General features: G+C 74.3%; 11 protein-coding genes and 1 tRNA gene. 4 read left to right on the plus strand and 8 right to left on the minus strand.

Annotated features, from left to right (window positions below):
• The first annotated feature begins 132 nt into the window (after positions 1-132).
• Both ACFV3R_RS03565 and ACFV3R_RS03570 read left to right on the plus strand, forming a co-directional pair.
• Positions 133-1,530 (plus strand): FHA domain-containing protein, encoded by a 1,398-nt coding sequence (locus tag ACFV3R_RS03565; protein ID WP_385574762.1) that lies wholly within the window; start codon positions 133-135, stop codon positions 1,528-1,530.
• A 241-nt stretch (positions 1,531-1,771) separates the two neighbouring features.
• Positions 1,772-2,176 (plus strand): globin, encoded by a 405-nt coding sequence (locus ACFV3R_RS03570; RefSeq protein ID WP_385574765.1) that lies wholly within the window; start codon positions 1,772-1,774, stop codon positions 2,174-2,176.
• Between the two features lie 95 nt (positions 2,177-2,271).
• On the opposite strand, the gene ACFV3R_RS03575 is transcribed toward ACFV3R_RS03570, so the two are convergent.
• The 7 genes from ACFV3R_RS03575 to ACFV3R_RS03605 form a co-directional block, all read right to left on the minus strand.
• Positions 2,272-3,138 (minus strand): hypothetical protein, encoded by an 867-nt coding sequence (locus ACFV3R_RS03575; protein WP_385574768.1) that lies wholly within the window; start codon positions 3,136-3,138, stop codon positions 2,272-2,274.
• A complete protein-coding gene (locus ACFV3R_RS03580; protein WP_385574771.1) occupies positions 3,135-3,596 on the minus strand; it encodes an acyl-CoA thioesterase in 462 nt (153 codons plus the stop codon). Before ACFV3R_RS03580 ends, ACFV3R_RS03575 begins: the two co-directional genes overlap by 4 nt.
• A gap of 5 nt (positions 3,597-3,601) precedes the next feature.
• Positions 3,602-5,266, minus strand: coding sequence for an energy-dependent translational throttle protein EttA (ettA, locus tag ACFV3R_RS03585; RefSeq protein WP_385574774.1), 1,665 nt, complete (start codon positions 5,264-5,266; stop codon positions 3,602-3,604).
• Between the two features lie 801 nt (positions 5,267-6,067).
• Positions 6,068-7,468: an LAETG motif-containing sortase-dependent surface protein gene (locus ACFV3R_RS03590; RefSeq protein ID WP_385574777.1), complete on the minus strand. Its 1,401-nt coding sequence runs from the start codon at positions 7,466-7,468 to the stop codon at positions 6,068-6,070.
• 464 nt (positions 7,469-7,932) lie between these two features.
• Positions 7,933-8,454, minus strand: coding sequence for a single-stranded DNA-binding protein (locus ACFV3R_RS03595; RefSeq protein ID WP_385574780.1), 522 nt, complete (start codon positions 8,452-8,454; stop codon positions 7,933-7,935).
• Between the two features lie 387 nt (positions 8,455-8,841).
• The gene (locus ACFV3R_RS03600) at positions 8,842-11,133 is read right to left on the minus strand and encodes a GTPase (protein WP_385574783.1); all 2,292 of its coding nucleotides are present in this window, start codon (positions 11,131-11,133) and stop codon (positions 8,842-8,844) included.
• Positions 11,134-11,435: 302 nt separating this feature from the next.
• Complete coding sequence (locus ACFV3R_RS03605; RefSeq protein WP_385574786.1) at positions 11,436-13,154, minus strand: dynamin family protein; 1,719 nt, start codon at positions 13,152-13,154, stop codon at positions 11,436-11,438.
• Between the two features lie 303 nt (positions 13,155-13,457).
• Here ACFV3R_RS03605 and ACFV3R_RS03610 point away from each other — a divergent pair.
• Together ACFV3R_RS03610 and ACFV3R_RS03615 are read left to right on the plus strand one after the other, a co-directional pair.
• Positions 13,458-13,533: transfer RNA gene (locus tag ACFV3R_RS03610), tRNA-Arg, on the plus strand.
• Between the two features lie 340 nt (positions 13,534-13,873).
• Entirely contained in the window at positions 13,874-14,419 is a 546-nt protein-coding gene (locus tag ACFV3R_RS03615; RefSeq protein WP_385574789.1) for a GNAT family N-acetyltransferase, read from the plus strand.
• A 145-nt stretch (positions 14,420-14,564) separates the two neighbouring features.
• On the opposite strand, the gene nhaC is transcribed toward ACFV3R_RS03615, so the two are convergent.
• Positions 14,565-16,046, minus strand: a complete 1,482-nt coding sequence (nhaC, locus tag ACFV3R_RS03620) for a Na+/H+ antiporter NhaC (protein WP_385574792.1) — start codon at positions 16,044-16,046, stop codon at positions 14,565-14,567.
• Positions 16,047-16,474: the final 428 nt, after the last annotated feature.

Genomic DNA, 16,474 nt, shown 5'->3' on the forward strand with positions numbered 1-16,474 from the left:
CGGAAACCCACTCCCCCCTTCCGTTCGACTCCGTGCTGGCACGGGCGAGAAGTGCACAGCAGCACGACAGTGGTAGCGAGATGTACCGGCGGCAGAAGAGGCCCGTGACGGTACGGGAGGGGGAAAACCGACATGCCGACCTGCCCGAACGGCCACCAGTCGGCGGCCGACGACTGGTGCGAGGTGTGCGGCCAGCGCATGGCGGGCGGCATGCCCCCGCCGCCCGCCCTCCCGGAGGGGTTCCTCACCACGCCGTCCAGCGGTGCCGCGCCCCAGCAGGCCCCGGGCGGCCCGAGCACGCAGGGCGGCGGCTACGCCTTCCCGCCACCGCAGCAGGGCCCGCCCCAGCCCCCGCAGCAGCAGGGCCCGCCCCAGCCTCCGCAGCAGCAGGGCGGTGGTTACGGGTTCCCGCCGCCGCAGCAGGGACCGCCCCAGCCCGGGCCGCCGCAGGCTCCCCAGGGTGGTGGCTACGGCTTCCCGCCGCCGCAGCAGCCCGCCCCCGCACCGCCGCAGGCCCCGCAGGGTGGTGGCTACGGCTTCCCGCCGCCGCAGCAGGGACCGGCGCAGGGGGTTCCGCAGTCGGCTCCGCCCTTCGCCCCGCAGCAGGGAGGGCAGCCGCAGCAGGGCCCGGGGGCGCAGGGCGGCGGTTACGGCTTCCCGCCGCCGCAGCAGGGCGGCCCCGCACCGGCCGGCGGTCCCGGCTCCCACCCCGGGCAGCAGCCGGGCATGCCGCCGCAGTCCTACGACTTCCCCGGCCCGCCCGGCGGGACGATGGGCGGCCCCGGTGGCCCCGGTGGCCCCGGCAACCCGAACGGACAAGGCGGCCCGGGCGGTCCGGGCCCTCAGGGCGGCCCGGGGAGCTTCGGCGGTCAGCCGGGCCCGGGGCAGGGCGGACCGAACGGTCAGCCGGGGCCCGAGAGCTGGCAGCAGCAGGCTCCGCAGGGCGCAATGGGCGCGCCGCCGGCCCCGCCCGGCGTGCAGCAGCCGTTCGCCCCGCAGCAGGGCGGGCCCGGTGGGCCGCCCCAGCAGCCGCAGCAGTACCAGCAGCAGGGGCCCGGCCCTGGTCAGGGCCCCGGCCCCGACCAGGGGCAGTGGCAGCAGGGCGGCCCCTCCGGGCCCCCGCCTGCCGGCTGGGTCGCGGTGGTGGCGGCCGACCACGAGTACTTCCGGGCGATGATGGGCCGGAGCGGTCCCGAGGCGTCCGGGCTCACCCCGCCCGCCTACCCGGCCGAACGCCAGGTCTCGCTCGGCGGCGAACAGGTCACCATCGGCCGGCGCCGCAACAGCACCGGCGAGTCCCCCGACATCGACCTGTCCCAGCCGTCCGAGGACCCGGGCGTCTCCCACCAGCACGCCCTGCTGGTGCAGCAGCCCGACGGCAACTGGGCAGTGGTGGACCAGAACTCCACGAACGGCACCACCATCAACCTGGCGGAGGACCCGATCCAGCCCTACGTGCCCGTGCCGCTGCAGGAGGGCGACCGGGTCCACGTCGGTGCGTGGACGACCATCACCGTGCGCCGGGGCTGAGCCACCCCGCTGCCGCCCCGGCCCCGCGGGTGACGACACCTTCGGGGCGGGGGCGGGGCGGGAGAGCCCGCCGGGGCATGGGCCGCCCCTGCGGCGCAGGCCATGGTGCGGCACCGGGCGGGCACCGGACGCGGTGACCTGCGCCCCGGCCCGTCACGCCTCCTCCCTCGCGGTCCCTGCCCCCCTTCTGCGGCCTCCCGGGTCCTCCCGCCGCTCCCGGGCTGTCTGCGACCATGGAGAGGTGAACGAGATTCCGCACGGCACGGTTCAGGAGACGACCTTCTACGAGCAGGTCGGCGGGGAGGAGACCTTCCGCCGCCTGGTCCACCGCTTCTACCAGGGTGTCGCCGAAGACCCACTGCTGCGGCCCATGTACCCGGAGGAGGACCTCGGACCGGCCGAGGACCGGCTCGCGCTGTTCCTCATGCAGTACTGGGGAGGGCCGCGTACCTACAGCGAGGGGCGGGGCCATCCCCGCCTGCGCATGCGCCACGCGCCCTTCACGGTGGACCGGGCCGCACACGACGCCTGGCTCCGCCACATGCGGGACGCGGTCGACTCCCTCGGCCTCGCCCCGGAGCACGAGGCGCAGCTGTGGCGCTACCTGACGTTCGCCGCCGCCTCCATGATCAACACTCCCGACTGAGCGCCTCCGCCCCGCGCCCCCGAGCCGGGCGAGGCCGGGCGGGGGCGGGGCAGCCGGGCGGGACCGTCAGGGCTTCACCAGCGCCACCAGGACGCTCACACCGGTGAGAGGCCGAGCTGGGCGGCGCCGGCGGTGCGCAGCGCCACCGCGCCGAAGGGCGTCCGCAGCCGGAGCCAGCCCGGCGCGGCGAAGAGCACGAGCCCGTCGTCGGCCCCGGGGGTGCCGGTCGTCATCCCGTCCTGGGCCCGGTTCCGGGGTGTGCCTCCGGTCGCCGCTTCCGGGCGGCCGCCGGGGGCCGCCGAGAGGACGGTGGCCCGGGCGGGCCGCAGGAAGCCCAGGGACTGGGCCGCGTGGGCGGCGCGCAACGGCAGCGGGGTGGCGCCGAGCGTCCGCGACCAGATGTCACGGCCGATGCGGTCCCGCTCGGCCCGGGTGCGCCGCTCCGGCGGCAGCGCCTCGTCGCGCGCACGGAACTCCCGCACGGCGGCTGCCAGCGCGGCTCGCAGCTCCGCCTGGCCCGGGAGGCCGGGCAGCCTCCGCCATCCCTGCCGGGGCGGCAGCATCCCGGCCCACGGCGGACCGGTGACGCTCTCGGGCACCGTCACCACGGCGTCCGTCTCGTCCTCGGTCACACCCTCCAGCAGGGCGCCGGCGGAGACGGTCACGTCGAGACCCGGACCGGCGAGGGCCGTGGTCCCGGTGGTGGCGCCGGCCCTGCGCGCCGACGGCAGCAGGGTGCCGTCCGGGGCGCCTTCGTCCTCGGTGCGGTGGGGTGCGGGTCCGGCGAGCCGCGCCGTGCGGACGGCGAGGACCTCGAAGGAGGGCGGCCTGCCGAACACGGCGAGGGCACTTCCCTGCGCCTGGAGGCGGACGGCCGCGGCCCGGTCGTAGTGGATCAGCCGGCCCAGGAAGGCGGCCAGGTCGGCCGCCTCCCCGGCGTCGGCGAGTCGCAGGACCGTCATACGGTGACGGCCCTCCCCTTCTGCCGCCCCGTGGCGCCGTCACCGCCGGGCCCGTCCTCCTCCAGGTACTGCTGGAGGAAGGCGCGTTCCGACGGCGTGAGGCGCCGTGGCCTGCCCGCATCGAGGTCGTAGGGGACGACCACGGTGCTGGCGCGGGCGTAGACGACGTCCTCGTCCTTCACCTCGTAGGCGATGGTCGTCGCCGCCGCGGCGACCTTCGTGACCCAGAGTTCGACGGTGACCGGCTCGTGGCGGTGGACCAGCGGCCGGAGGTAGTCGATCTCGTGCCGGGCCACGACGGAACCGCCCGCGAGGGAGGCCTCGGTCTCCCCCGGCGCGGGCCGCCACATGAAGTCGATCCGCGCCTCCTCCAGGTAGCGGACGAACACCGTGTTGTTGACGTGGCCGAACGCGTCCATGTCCGACCAGCGCAGGGGGCAGGAGAAGAGGTGTCGCAAGCTGCTCAGCCCCGGGTGAGCTTCTTGTAGGTGGCGCGGTGCGGGCGGGCGGCGTCGGGGCCGAGCCGCTCGACCTTGTTCTTCTCGTAGGACTCGAAGTTGCCCTCGAACCAGAACCACTTGGCTTCGCCCTCGTACGCCAGGATGTGCGTGGCGACGCGGTCCAGGAACCAGCGGTCGTGGGAGACGACCACGGCGCAGCCCGGGAACTCCAGGAGTGCGTTCTCCAGCGAGGAGAGCGTCTCGACGTCGAGGTCGTTGGTCGGCTCGTCCAGGAGGAGCAGGTTGCCGCCCTGCTTGAGGGTGAGCGCGAGGTTGAGGCGGTTGCGCTCACCGCCGGAGAGCACGCCGGCCGGCTTCTGCTGGTCGGGGCCCTTGAAGCCGAAGGCGGAGACGTAGGCGCGGGAGGGCATCTCGACCTGGCCGACGTTGATGTAGTCCAGCTCGTCGGAGACGACGGCCCACAGCGTCTTCTTGGGGTCGATGTTGGAGCGGTTCTGGTCGACGTAGGAGATCTTGACGGTCTCGCCGACCTTGATCGAACCGCCGTCCGGCTCCTCCAGGCCCTGGATCATCTTGAACAGGGTGGTCTTGCCTGCACCGTTGGGGCCGATGACGCCCACGATGCCGTTGCGCGGCAGCGTGAAGGAGAGGTCGTCGATGAGGACCTTCTCGCCGAAGGCCTTGCTGAGCTTCTCGACCTCCACGACGACGTTGCCCAGACGCGGGCCCGGCGGGATCTGGATCTCCTCGAAGTCCAGCTTCCTGGTCTTCTCCGCCTCGGCGGCCATCTCCTCGTAACGGGTCAGGCGGGCCTTGGACTTGGCCTGGCGGCCCTTGGCGTTGGAGCGGACCCAGTCCAGCTCGTCCTTGAGGCGCTTGGCGCGCTTGGCGTCCTTCTGGCCCTCGACCTTCAGGCGGGCGGCCTTCTTGTCCAGGTAGGTGGAGTAGTTGCCCTCGTAGGGGTGGGCGCGACCCCGGTCGAGCTCCAGGATCCACTCGGCCACGTTGTCGAGGAAGTACCGGTCGTGGGTGACGGCGACGACGGTGCCCTCGTACTGGGCCAGGTGCTGCTCCAGCCACGCGACGGACTCGGCGTCGAGGTGGTTGGTGGGCTCGTCGAGGAGGAGCAGGTCGGGCGCCTCCAGCAGCAGCTTGCACAGCGCGACGCGGCGGCGCTCACCACCGGAGAGGTTGGTGACCGACCAGTCGCCGGGCGGGCAGCCCAGGGCGTCCATGGCCTGCTCGAGCTGGGTGTCGAGGTCCCAGGCGTTGGCGTGGTCGAGGTCCTCCTGGAGCTTGCCCATCTCCTCCATGAGCTCGTCGGAGTAGTCGGTGGCCATGAGCTCGGCGACCTCGTTGAAGCGGTGCAGCTTGCCCATGATCTCGGCAGCGCCCTGCTGGACGTTCTCCAGCACCGTCTTGGACTCGTCCAGCGGCGGCTCCTGCATGAGCATGCCGACCGAGTAGCCGGGGGAGATGAACGCGTCACCGTTCGAAGGCTGCTCGATGCCCGCCATGATCTTCAGCACCGTCGACTTACCGGCGCCGTTGGGACCCACGACACCGATCTTCGCGCCGGGGTACATGCTCAGGGTGACATCATCGAGGATCACCTTGTCGCCGTGCGCCTTGCGCGCCTTGCGCATGGTGTAAATGAACTCAGCCAAGAGAAACCGTCCGGCAGTGTTGGATCTGTCATGGTCATCGTCAGCGAGCGGTCCGCCGCTCCGGCCGGCCGCGACTCCACCACGCGACCGTCCCGCGGCCCGACCGCGTGCGGACGGGTGCACGGTGTGGCCACGGAGTCTCACCGTGGTCCGTCGGCGGTGTCCGACGTGGGCTCCACCGCGTGCGGGCAGACACACCCATCTTGCCGTACGGCCCCTCTCCGGCGGAAACGGGTTCCGTCCGCGGCGGCCGGCCGGGCCTTCGGCGGCGGCCCGCCCCAGGCCGTGCCCGACGACGCACCCCCGGCGGCCCGGCAAGCCACGGCGGCACGCGCCCGGAGGCCCCCGGGAGGCCCGTGGGCCCGGTGAACCGTGGGCCGGCGCCACGGGCCGGTGGGTCGTGGGACTGGCGCCGTGAGGCCGCCGGCTGCGAGCCGCGAGGCCGTGCGTCCCCGCGCCGCAGGTCATGAGGGCCGTGGGGGCTGTGAGGGCTATGGGGATGTGAGGGCTATGAGGGCCGTGGAGGCTGCGAGGGCCGGGGCTCGGCCGGCCCTGAGCCGCGTGGGCCGGGCTCCGGAGCACCCGTGAGCCGTCAGCCCCGTGCGCCGCGGGCTCGCGGGAACGCCGACGGTCCCCGGGCGGTGGACGCCTCGGGGACCGTCGGACGGGCCTGACGGAGGTGTGCGGCTCGCGGGGGACGCCGCGGCGTCCCCGGGCGAGGGCTCGCACCCGCCGGTCGGCCGCACCTCACGGTGCGGCCGGTGGGTTTGGGCCGCGGGGAGCGGCCCTCACCCTCGTGATTCAGCCGGCCACGTTGCCGGTCTTCTTCTTACGGAGGAAGAAGACCGCGCCGCCGCCCACCACGACCAGGACGACCGCGATGCCCGCGATCACCGGGGTGGCGCTGCTGGAACCGGTCTCGGCGAGGTCCTGCGAACCGCCGGTGCCGCCGACCGAGGCCGCGCTCGGGTGCGAGGACGGGGTGGCGCTGCCGCCCGCCTCACTGGTGGTCTTGCAGTCCAGGATGCCGGTGAAGGTCTTGCTGAAGCCCTTGTCGCCGGTCACGGTGATCTTGTACGCCTGGTCCTCGGTCACCGGAACCGTGATGGTCTGCGACTTGCCCGGGGCGACCTCGTACTTCTTGCCCGCCAGCTCGAAGGAGAAGGCCTCGTCGCCCTTGTTGGCGGCGGTCACGTCGACGCCGCCCTTGGCGCAGTCCTTCGCGGCCGAGAGGGCCGGGATCGGGCCCTGCTTGGCCCAGGTCGCCGTGGCCGTGGCGGAGACGCTGGAGTCGCTCGACCCGGCGAGGATCTGGGTCTGGCTGACGATCTTCGGGTTGCTGGAGGTGAACGCCCGGCCGACCGGCACCTTGGTGCGCGCCTGGAGGGTCAGGGAGGCCGAACCGTCCTCGGCGCCCGCGGGCACGTCGAAGAAGAGCTGCTGGCCGTCCTTGGCGGTGGTGACCGGGTTGCCCTGGCCGTCGACGACCTTCACGCCCGCCGGGGCACCCAGGCCGGGAGCGACCGAAGCGGTACCGGCGTTGGTGTGGACCGTCACCGGGCCGACGCGGCCACCGGACTTGCCGGACACCGCGGCCGGGGTGAGGCTCAGCGATGCGGCGGGCTCACCGGCGTTGACGGCGTTCTTCTGCAGCCAGTCGGCCAGCTTCTCCGCCGGCTTGTCGACGGCGTCGACGTTCTTGTGGTCCGAGAACCGCCAGATGGCCACCTGCGTGCCGGCCGCCGCGGTGGCGGGCGTCAGCTTGCCGGCACCCGCCTGCGAGGCGAGGGCGGCGAGGTCGTTCACCTGCGGGTAGGAGTGCTGGAGGATCCAGCGGATCTTCCCGGCGTCCGGGTTGCCCGCCAGGGAGGACTGCTTCCAGGGCACCTCCGAGTACTCCGCCTGGTCCTGCGTGTGGTGGTCGAAGTCGATGCAGTAGCTCTGCAGCGTGCCGCCGTCGGCGACCTTCATGCTGAACAGGCCTGCCGAGACATTGACACCCTTGCCGGTGGTGTGGTCGATCGCCGTGGCGAAGGAGCCCGGGACCAGCCCCTCCAGCGTGGCGCTCGCACCCCCGGTGTTCGCCGGGGCCTCGTCGGCCGCGGCAGAACCGGCGACGCCTATCGCCCCGGCCGCGAACAGGCCCGAGGCCAGCGTCGCGGCAGCAAGACGCGCAGCGCCCCGCTTCTTCACAGACATCATGAATTTCCCCTCTGGGCGAGGCGGATGCATGAACGGTGACCTCGCCGGAAAGAACTTCGGAAGACTCAACGGCCGGTCAGTGCGGCCTCGGTGAGCACTCGTCGGCTGATCCTATGGAGCGGGCGGAGCGTCGTCCCCACGGATCGGTCCAGCCGGGTGATCCGAATCGGAATCGTTATCGAACACACCGGTTGTGAGCTGGGATTATCGACAAATCGCCAGCCCCTGCCCCCCTTCCCACGTGAAAAAGAATGCCCCTTCGGAGCCCAGGGAGCCGACAGGCGACCCTGGGCGGACGCCACGTCAGGTGTGCGCCCCCTACGCCGCTTTGGCCGTTGTGCGGGGCAGGCGGTGGGCGCAGGACGACGGCTGGGGACCGGGCCTCCCGAAGCCAGGGCTGAGCCCACCACGGGCGTCCGTCTGCGCCAGCGGGTGTCGACCGGCGCGCCGTTTCCCCAGCAAGCTCAGCCGGCGCCCGGCTCCTCCCGCGTCCCCGCACCTGCCCCTGCCCCTGCCCCTACTGCCTCCCCCTCCGCCGTGACAGGGGGCGTCGGCGGGGAGGCAGCCCACGGATCGGGCTCCGCGCGCCCACTCGGCTCGGCCTCCGTCCGTGCCCGCGTCACCTTGCGGAAGGCGGAGGTGCCGCGGGCGAGGTCGTGCCCCACGGCGACCGCCTCCACCTCGGCGGCGAACCACCGCTGGCCGCCCCGCTCCGGTGGCTGGTCCCCCTCCCGGAGCGACAGCCTGCCGTGGACGACGACGGGCTCCCCGAGCGTGACGGAGGCTGCCACGTTGTCCGCCAGCGCCCGCCAGGCACGCACGGTGTAGAAGCTGGTCTCGCCGTCGCTCCAGGTTTCCCGTGCCCTGTCGTAGCGCCGTGACCTGGTCGCCAGTCGGAAGCGGCAGACCGGCACCCCGCCGGCCGTCTGCCGGTGCTCCACGGCCGTCGCCACGTTCCCCACCAGGGTCACCGTCGTCTCGTTCATCGTCCCGCCTCCTGCGTTCCTCGTCCGGGCCCGGTGGACCGGCCCCGCGCCCGGACGCGATGCCCGGGCCCCTCGCCACGCCGCTCTTCGCCGTGGCCCCTCGCCGCGGGGTGCAGGCGCTCCCCTGAGAGGTCCGGCTCCGTCCCCGCGGCTCCCTCAGCGTGGCGCAACCGCCGCCTTCCCGCTCCGGCCTGTGGACAGCCGAAGGGCTGTGGACAACCCCGTCACCCGTCGGTGTAAGGCCGCCCCTCCCCCGGAAGACGGAACGGAGCTGGACGGGCCGGGCGGAACGGGACCGGCCGGGAAGCAACGGACCTCACCCGCGAGACGCGAGGCGCGAGGCGCGAGGCGCGACCGCCGGCGCCCTCCGTCCAACGGCCTCCGCCCTCAGCCTCCGGCCGCCCGGACGTACAGTTCCCGCACCTGCCGGTAGCGGCCGAGTTCCGCAACGGTGGGCTCCAGGACCTCCACCCGGCCGTAGGCGGCGACCGCCACTCGCAGACGCTGCTCGGCGTCCAGCCCGTAACGCCGCGCCGGGCCCCGCGCCGCGGCACGGCAGAGCGCCACCAGGCCCGGGTCGGCGAGGCCCGCGAGCACGGCCAGCAGGGCCGCGGGCCACACCGCCTGCCCGGCCGGTCCCGTCACGCCTGCCAGCAGCCACAACAGGCCGGCGAGTTGGGTGACGAAGAGACCGGCCTGGAGGCAGAAGGCCAGCCGCCACCACCGGGGGGCGGGGGACGGCCCGGCCGCCAGCTCCCGGTCGGCCCGGCGCGCCACCTTGTCCAACTCCTCCGGCAGTCGCCGGCCGCCCCGTTCCGCCGCCTCCCGTACCGCTGCCGCCCAGGGGCCCGGGAGCCCCTGCGTCGCGTCGTCGGCGAGGCCCCGGACCGCCTGCTCCACCAGCGGCCGGGAGGTCGCCCGCTCCGGTCCGCGGGAGGGCACGGGCACCGGGCCCGCTGCCCTTGTGGCACGTCGCAGCCCGGCCAGCCGGCTCCACGGGGAGCAGTAGGCCCGCTCGGCGTGGCGCAGCCAGTCGCTCTCCGCGGCGCGCCCCACGGCTGCCGCGCCCACCGCCTCGGCCAGCCGGTCCCCGAACTGCGACCGGGACTCCTCGGTGAATGCCACCTGCCCCTCGGCGAGGTAGGCGGGCCGCATACGGGCTGCCACGGCGTCCACGTCGGCCGCCACCCGGCGTTGTGCCGCGCCCCGCTCGGAGACGAACTGCGCGAGGGCGGCGCGGAGTTCGTCCACTCCTTCCCCCGTCGCAGCCGAGAGCCCGAACACGGCGGCGCCGGGCTCTCCGTGCTCGCCCAGGGCCAGGCCGTCCTCGTCCAGGAGGCGCCGGAGGTCGTCGAGGACCTGCTCGGCGGCGTCCCCCGGGAGGCGGTCGACCTGGTTGAGGACGACGAAGGTCACCTCGGCGTATCCGGCGAGCGGGCGCAGGTACCGCTCGTGCAGTGCCGCGTCGGCGTACTTCTCCGGGTCGACGACCCAGATGACGGCGTCCACCACCGACAGCATGCGGTCGAGTTGTTCGCGCTGGCCACGGGTCGCCGAGTCGTGGTCGGGGAGGTCCAGCAGAATCAGTCCTGTCAGGGCCGGGTCGGCGGTCGCGGGGGCCACCTGACGCCGGGAGGGGACCCGCAGCCTGCGCAACAGGCCCTGCGGGGCCTGCACGTCGGGGGACCAGACGCAGGCCACGGGTTCGTAGGTCGTCGGCCGCCGGATGCCCACCCGGGAGCGGCCCGCCCCCGCCAACGCGTTGAACAGGGAGGACTTACCGCTGCCGGTCGCGCCGGCAAGAGCGACGACGGTGTGTTCGGCCGAGAGGCGGAACCGTTCACCGGCCGACCCCAGCACGCGTGCGGCGTCGGCCAGCAACTCCGGCTCCACCTGCCCGCGCGACATGCCGACGAGCCGCTCCAGCGCGGCCAGCCGGTCGCGCGGGTCGCCGGCGCCGAACACCCACGGCGTCGCCCCGCCGCCCGGGGCCACCGGAGTCCGCGGCGCCCCCACGCCCCCCGTCCGCCGCGGCGCGGGAGGAGCGGGGACAGTCACCGGAGCGGGGGCCTCTGCTGCGGCGATGGCGTGGTACGCCCGTACCGCGCCGTACCCGACGGGCGGGCCCACGCCGGAGACGGGCCCGGCCGCGCCCTCCCGCACGAGCGCTCCCCTCTCCGGTGCCCGGGGGATCGCCCCGAGGACACGGTTCCCGGCACCGTGACCGTCGTGAGCCTCGTGGCCGTCCTGCTGCGCGTCCATACCCCGAGCCCCGTAGCCGTCCGGAACCTCGCGGGTGCCCCGGACCTCGTAGCCACCGTGCACCTCGTGGCCACCGTGCACCTGGTGGCCACCCTGCACCTCGTGGCGGGCTTCGCCGAGGGGGCGGGTCGGCTGCGGGCTGGTGGCCGCACCGGTACGGCGGGCGGCCTGCTCCGGCCTGGGCACCGTCGTCCCGCCCTCCGACGGGCGCCCGCCGCCGTGGGGCCGGGGTGCCGCCTGCGTCCCGCGCGGCGCCACACCCCACTGCTCCCCCACGTCCGAGGCCCGCCGCGCGATCAACCCGTCATCCCAGGTGGCGGGCGCGGTGCCGGCGGCCGTCGCAGGGCCGTCACCCGCCTCGTCCCCGCTCCCCGCCGCCGCGAGGGCGCCCGCGCCCCGGCCCGCGACCGCACCCACGTTCGCGGACGCGGCCGGGCTCGCGGACGCGGTCGGGCTCGCGGACGCGGCCGTATTCGTGTTCGTGTTCGCGTCCGCGTTCGCGTTCGCGTTCGCCGCAGGGTCATCGCCCGCCGCGCCCCGACTCCGGCCGCTCTCCGGCAGCCCCCGGCCCGAAGCCGGGGCGGGTGTCACTGGCGACGGCGGGGCCGTCCCCGCGGCTCGGTCCGGTGGGGGGCTCGGCACTTCCCGTCCCCTCGGCACCCGGTGTCCACCCCGGCGCTCCTCCAGCCCCCGGTCGGCCGGGAACCCCGTCCCTGTCGTCACCGCGTCACCTTTTCCTTCCGCACCGCGGAAAGCGCGGCGATCAGTTCAGCCTGGTTGTCCGGAGGCACGTCGCAGGCGTCCAACGGCGCCAGCCGCCTCTCGCGTTCGACGGACAGCGCCTGGCCCACACAGGCCGTCAGCAGCCGTTCGCCGTCGTCCCGCAGCCGCAGGGCGTTGAGCGCCCCGAGGCGGTCGGCCAGGTGCTCGCCCGCCGCCCCGGCCCGTCGGCCGCCCAGCAGGGCCGTGGCCAGGAGCGCGGCGAGCTCGTCGGGCTCGACCAGGGCGGCGCGTCTGCCCTCGCGGCCGCCGGTGCGCACCCGGCGGGCCTCGGCGGCGGCCAGTCCCTCCAGGGAGCGTCGCCACCGCAGCGCGACCGCGCGCAGCCGGCCGGCCCTGCCCCGGGACGCCGCCCTGGTGAGCCGTTCGGCCTCGTCACCCGCGGCTCCCACCCGCCACAGCCTCAGCGTCCGCGCGTCAGCCTCCGCCGCGGCGCACTCGACCAGCACCGCCAGCCCCCGGGTGAGGGCGTCCAGAAGTTCGTCGGCACGCCCGCCGTTCGCGTGGTCCAGCCAGTGCGCGCGGGCGTCACCGGAGAGCACCTCGCCCGCCGCCAGCGCCGCCCGGACCTGCTCGCCGGCGCGGGCGTACGCCTCCTCGACGGCCGTACCCAGCCGGAGCGCCGCCGCGTGCTGGGCCGCCGAGGCCCCGGCGAGGGCGGTGACCCTGGCCCGCAGCGAGCCGAGCGCTCCGACCGCGGTGCGGGCGGTGGCGGTGGCCCGCGCCGCGGGGTCCCGGGCCTGCCTCACCAGCCACTGCCGCAGCGGCGCCACCGCGGTCTCGGGCAGCAGACCGCTGCCGCCGCCGACCGACTCGGGGAGCTCGGGGACGGTGAAGCGGGGCACGTGGGCCATGCCTTCCTGGCCCAGGAGCGCGGCGTAGGCGGCGGCGACGTCCGGTGCGACCTGGTGCGGCACCCGGTCCAGGACGGTGACCACCGTGGCGTCGGCCTCCCGGGCCGCGCGCAGCAGGTGCCAGGGCACCGCGTCCGCGTAGCGGGCGGCCGAGGTCACCAGCACCCATACGTCAGCGGCGCACACCAGTTCCGCGGCGAGTCTGCGATTGCGCGCCACCAGCGAGTCGATGTCGGGCGCGTCGAGCAGGGCCAGCCCCACGGGGAGCGTGGCGTCCGTCTCCATCCGCAGGTAGGCGCCCGCCGTCTCCTGGTCACCACCCGCCCCGGGGCCGCCGCCACTCGCCGCGACGCCGCCCTGTCCGGCGCGGGCCGCTCCCGCACCGCACGCGCCGTAGCCCTCGTCGCCGCTCTCACCGTCCCGCTGCGCCACCCAGAGCCGGGTGAGGCGGGGCAGGACACGGGGGCCCGCGAACCAGTGGTGGTCCTGCGGGTGGCAGACGAGGACGGGCGTACGGGTGGTGGGCCGCAGTACGCCTGCCTCGCTCACCCTGCGCCCGACCAGGGAGTTCACCAGGGTCGACTTCCCCGCGCCGGTCGATCCGGCGACGACGGCCAGCAGTGGCGCCTGGGGGCTGCACAGGCGCGGCATCACGTAGTCGTCGAGGTGGTCCAGGAGTTCGGCGCGGTCGCGTCTGGCGAGGTCGGCGCCGGGCAACGGCAGGGGGAAGCGCGCGGCGTCCACACGCTCCCGCAGCGCGGACAGTGCGTCGAGAAGCCGGGGCCCTACGTCCAAAGTCACCACATGGGCAGAATGCCCAATTTCGATAACTTTTTGAAGCGTATATGCACCTGTGTGCACCACATCAACCCGCTCATACCACCTCTAACGGAGCATTTGGCCCCGTCCGGCCGGGTGACGTGCCCATAACGACTGCACAACACCGCGGACCCACACCCCCCAGAACCTGTGCAGAATCCTCAGCCGCCTGCGATTATCGGCATGGCTTCACCGAACCTCCACAACGTGCCACGGAGGTGGAGCAGCAGGGGCGACACCCACGGACGCCTATCCTGGTCCGCGGCCCGTACGTCCCGTCCGACCCTGGCCCCCGTAGCTCAGTGGATAGAGCAGGCGCCTTCTAAGCGCTTGGCCGCAGGTTCGAGTCCTGCCGGGGGCGCCACTGACGTCCCGTCAGTCCGGCGACGTTCTCGCAGGTCGCGCCATGACCGGCCGGCCTTCGCCCCCCACGTGCGCCGCCTCGGCGCCCGGCCCGCGGGCCGGGCGGGCACCGGCGGGAACCCATCCCTCAGGTGCCTGTTCCGCGCGTTCCCCAGCCCCCCGCACCTGGAGGGGGCTGCCTCCGGACGCAAGCGGCCCACCGCGGAGCGTGCTGTCCGGGCGCGCAAGGATCCGGTGGCGCAAGGGGCCGGTGGCGCTGCGGCACCCCGGTCACTCCCCGGGACGGGGGGCAGGGAGCCTTGGGCCGTGGAAGACACCCGTCGAGTAGTCAGGACCTCCTCATGGACCCCGTGACCGTGCGAACCCGGCTGGACGAGGACCTTCCAGGAGCGGTCGCCGCGCTGGTGGAGGTGCACCGCACCGACGGATACCCCGTCGAGGGGGTGGACGCCCCGGAAGCGTGGCTCAGGTCCGGGGACGTGCTGGCGGCCTGGGTCGCCGAAGCGGGGCGGAGGGTCGTGGGACATGTGGCGATCATGCGGGGCGGGGGCGCGGCGGCGGTGGAGCAGTGGATCGGCCGGAGCGGGGAGGACCGGTCGGGGGTGGCGGTGCTGGCGCGGCTGTTCGTCGTCGAAGGGGCCCGGAAGCAGGCGACGGGGCGGCGGCTGGTCGAGGCGGCGACGGCCTGGGGCCATGCGCGGGGTCTGCGTCTCGTGCTCGACGTGGTGGCCAAGGACGTCGCCGCCATGCGTCTGTACGAGCGGCTCGGCTGGCGCCGGATCGGGGAGGTCGCTCACCACTACGGGGTCGGCCGGACCACTCCGGCCACCTGTTACGTCGCCCCGGCCGGACCTGTCTGCGGGGCGCTGCCCGGCCCGGTCACCTGACGCATCCCCGCGCCCACCCCGTCGGCCATTCGAACCGGCTCCCGCAGGCCGGCCCGGTCTGCCCCACCCGAACGGCGTGGCCGGCCCGCTTGCGGACCGGCCCGGTCACCGAAGACGCGCCCGGTCAAGGACTCGGCCGCCTCGTTCAGACCGCCGCGGCCTCCGGTTCCCCGGCGGACCGCCGGACCGGACTCCGGCGGGCGATGCCGAAGCCGGTGTACCCGCAGACGATCGCGATCAGCACGCCGAGATAGTTGAGGAACGCGTACGGTGCGTACGCCACGGTGGCGACGCCCAGTGTCGTGGACATGTAGGTGGCGGCCTCGGTCCACGGCACCAGGGGGACGAAGACCGTGCCGGAGTCCTCCAGGGTGCGGGAGAGGTTCTTCGGGGCCAGCCCCCGCTCGGGGTAGACGTCCCGGAACGCCTGGCCCGGCACGATGATCGTCAGGTAGGAGACGCCCATCGCGAACGCCGCGCCCACCGAGGACAGTGCCGTGGCGAGAATGATGCCGCCCGTCCTGCGGACCTTGGCGAGCAGCCGGTGCATCAGGACGTCCAGGCAGCCGGTCTCGGTCAGGATGCCCGCGAAGGCGAAGCCGGCGAGCCCGATCAGCATGGTCGTGGCCATCGACGACATCCCGCCGCGGTTGAGGAGCGTGTCGACCGCCGCCGGCAGGTGCTGGGGATCGATGCCGCCGTGGCCGCTCAGCATGGTCGTGGTGAAACCCGTCGAGGCCGCGGAGCAGATCTGTTGCAGGGAGAAGCCCTGGAAGACGGCGCCCATGGCCCCCGCGAGCACCGAGGAGACGATGATCGTCGGCAGCGCCGGCTTCTTCGTGACCGCGCCCAGGAGCACCACGGCCGGTGGCAACAGCAGCAGCAGGTTGAAGTGGAAGCCCTGCTCCAGTACGTGCTGGAGGTTCTCGGTGCGCTGGACGGCCTGCCCGTCGGCGTGCTGGGTGCGGCCCAGGACGAGGTACAGGACGCAGGAGATCACCGCGGCCGGGCCCGTCGTGTAGAGAAGGTGCCGGATGTGCTCGAACAGCGTCGAACCGGCCACCGCGGGAGCGAGGTTCGTGGTGTCCGACAGCGGGGACATCTTGTCGCCGAAGTAGGCGCCCGAGATGATGGCGCCCGCCGTCAGCGGCAGGGACACGCCGAGGCCGCCGGCCACCCCGACCAGCGCGACACCGACGGTGCCGACGGAGCCCCAGGAAGTGCCGGTCACCGTCGAGACGACCATGGTGATCAGGAACGACAGCACCACGATCCACGAGGGCTCGATGACCCGCAGGCCCCAGTCGACGATCATGGGGATCGTGCCGCCCAGCGTCCAGGTACCGATGAGCATGCCGATGGATATCAGGATCAGCAGTGCCGGCATCGCAGCGTCGATCTTGGACCGTATGCCCGCGACCATCTCGTCCCAGGTGACGCCGAGCCGTGAGGCGATGACACCGGTGACGACACACGAGGCAAGGAGCAGGACGACGGGGTCGAGGCCGAGCCGGACCGAGCCCGCGATCATCAGGATCAGCATCAGCACGACGGGCAGCGCGGCGACGAACAGACTGGGGGTGCGGCGTTCGCGCTGCGGCGCCGCCACGGCGGAGGAATCGGTCATGCGGGTACTCCAGTGGCCGGCGAGGCCGGGCAGGTAGGCGGACGGGACAGGCCGGGGACGGAAAGTCGGGGCGGGCCCGGAGGCGCGCAGGTGGCTGCGGGTCAGGCAGGTGCCCGGGAGCGGCCGGGGGCGACGAGGCGGGGTGGCGGTGGCGGGTCGGAGGTGAGGTGGCGGGACGGAGGTGCCGCACCGCCTGCGGGGCAGGTGGTACCGGCCCCGGTCGGCATGTCCGGGCCGTCAGCGGGCCCGGCCGTTGCGGGACGGCGATCCCGGAGGTCGCCGGATCGGTTCGGGTGTGGAGGGCCGGGACGGCCCCGGGAAGGGACGGCCGGAACCTCGCCGGAGACAGCGGAACCCGTCACCCCGCCCGCCGCTCGGCCGGGGTCGATGGCCGGCGTCCGTCACCGGTCGGTCGGTGCCGAGGGCTG

It is taken from the genome of Streptomyces sp. NPDC059740, from assembly GCF_042733155.1.
In the GTDB taxonomy this organism is placed as follows: domain Bacteria; phylum Actinomycetota; class Actinomycetes; order Streptomycetales; family Streptomycetaceae; genus Streptomyces.

What these genes read in the sequence shown, in the direction of transcription:
- ACFV3R_RS03565 (WP_385574762.1), top strand. Translation starts at nt 133, where the DNA reads ATGCCGACCTGCCCGAACGGCCACCAGTCGGCGGCCGACGACTGGTGC.
- ACFV3R_RS03590 (WP_385574777.1), bottom strand. Translation starts at nt 7,468, where the DNA reads ATGATGTCTGTGAAGAAGCGGGGCGCTGCGCGTCTTGCTGCCGCGACG.
- ACFV3R_RS03575 (WP_385574768.1), bottom strand. Translation starts at nt 3,138, where the DNA reads ATGACGGTCCTGCGACTCGCCGACGCCGGGGAGGCGGCCGACCTGGCC.
- nhaC (WP_385574792.1), bottom strand. Translation starts at nt 16,046, where the DNA reads ATGACCGATTCCTCCGCCGTGGCGGCGCCGCAGCGCGAACGCCGCACC.
- ACFV3R_RS03615 (WP_385574789.1), top strand. Translation starts at nt 13,874, where the DNA reads ATGGACCCCGTGACCGTGCGAACCCGGCTGGACGAGGACCTTCCAGGA.
- ACFV3R_RS03595 (WP_385574780.1), bottom strand. Translation starts at nt 8,454, where the DNA reads ATGAACGAGACGACGGTGACCCTGGTGGGGAACGTGGCGACGGCCGTG.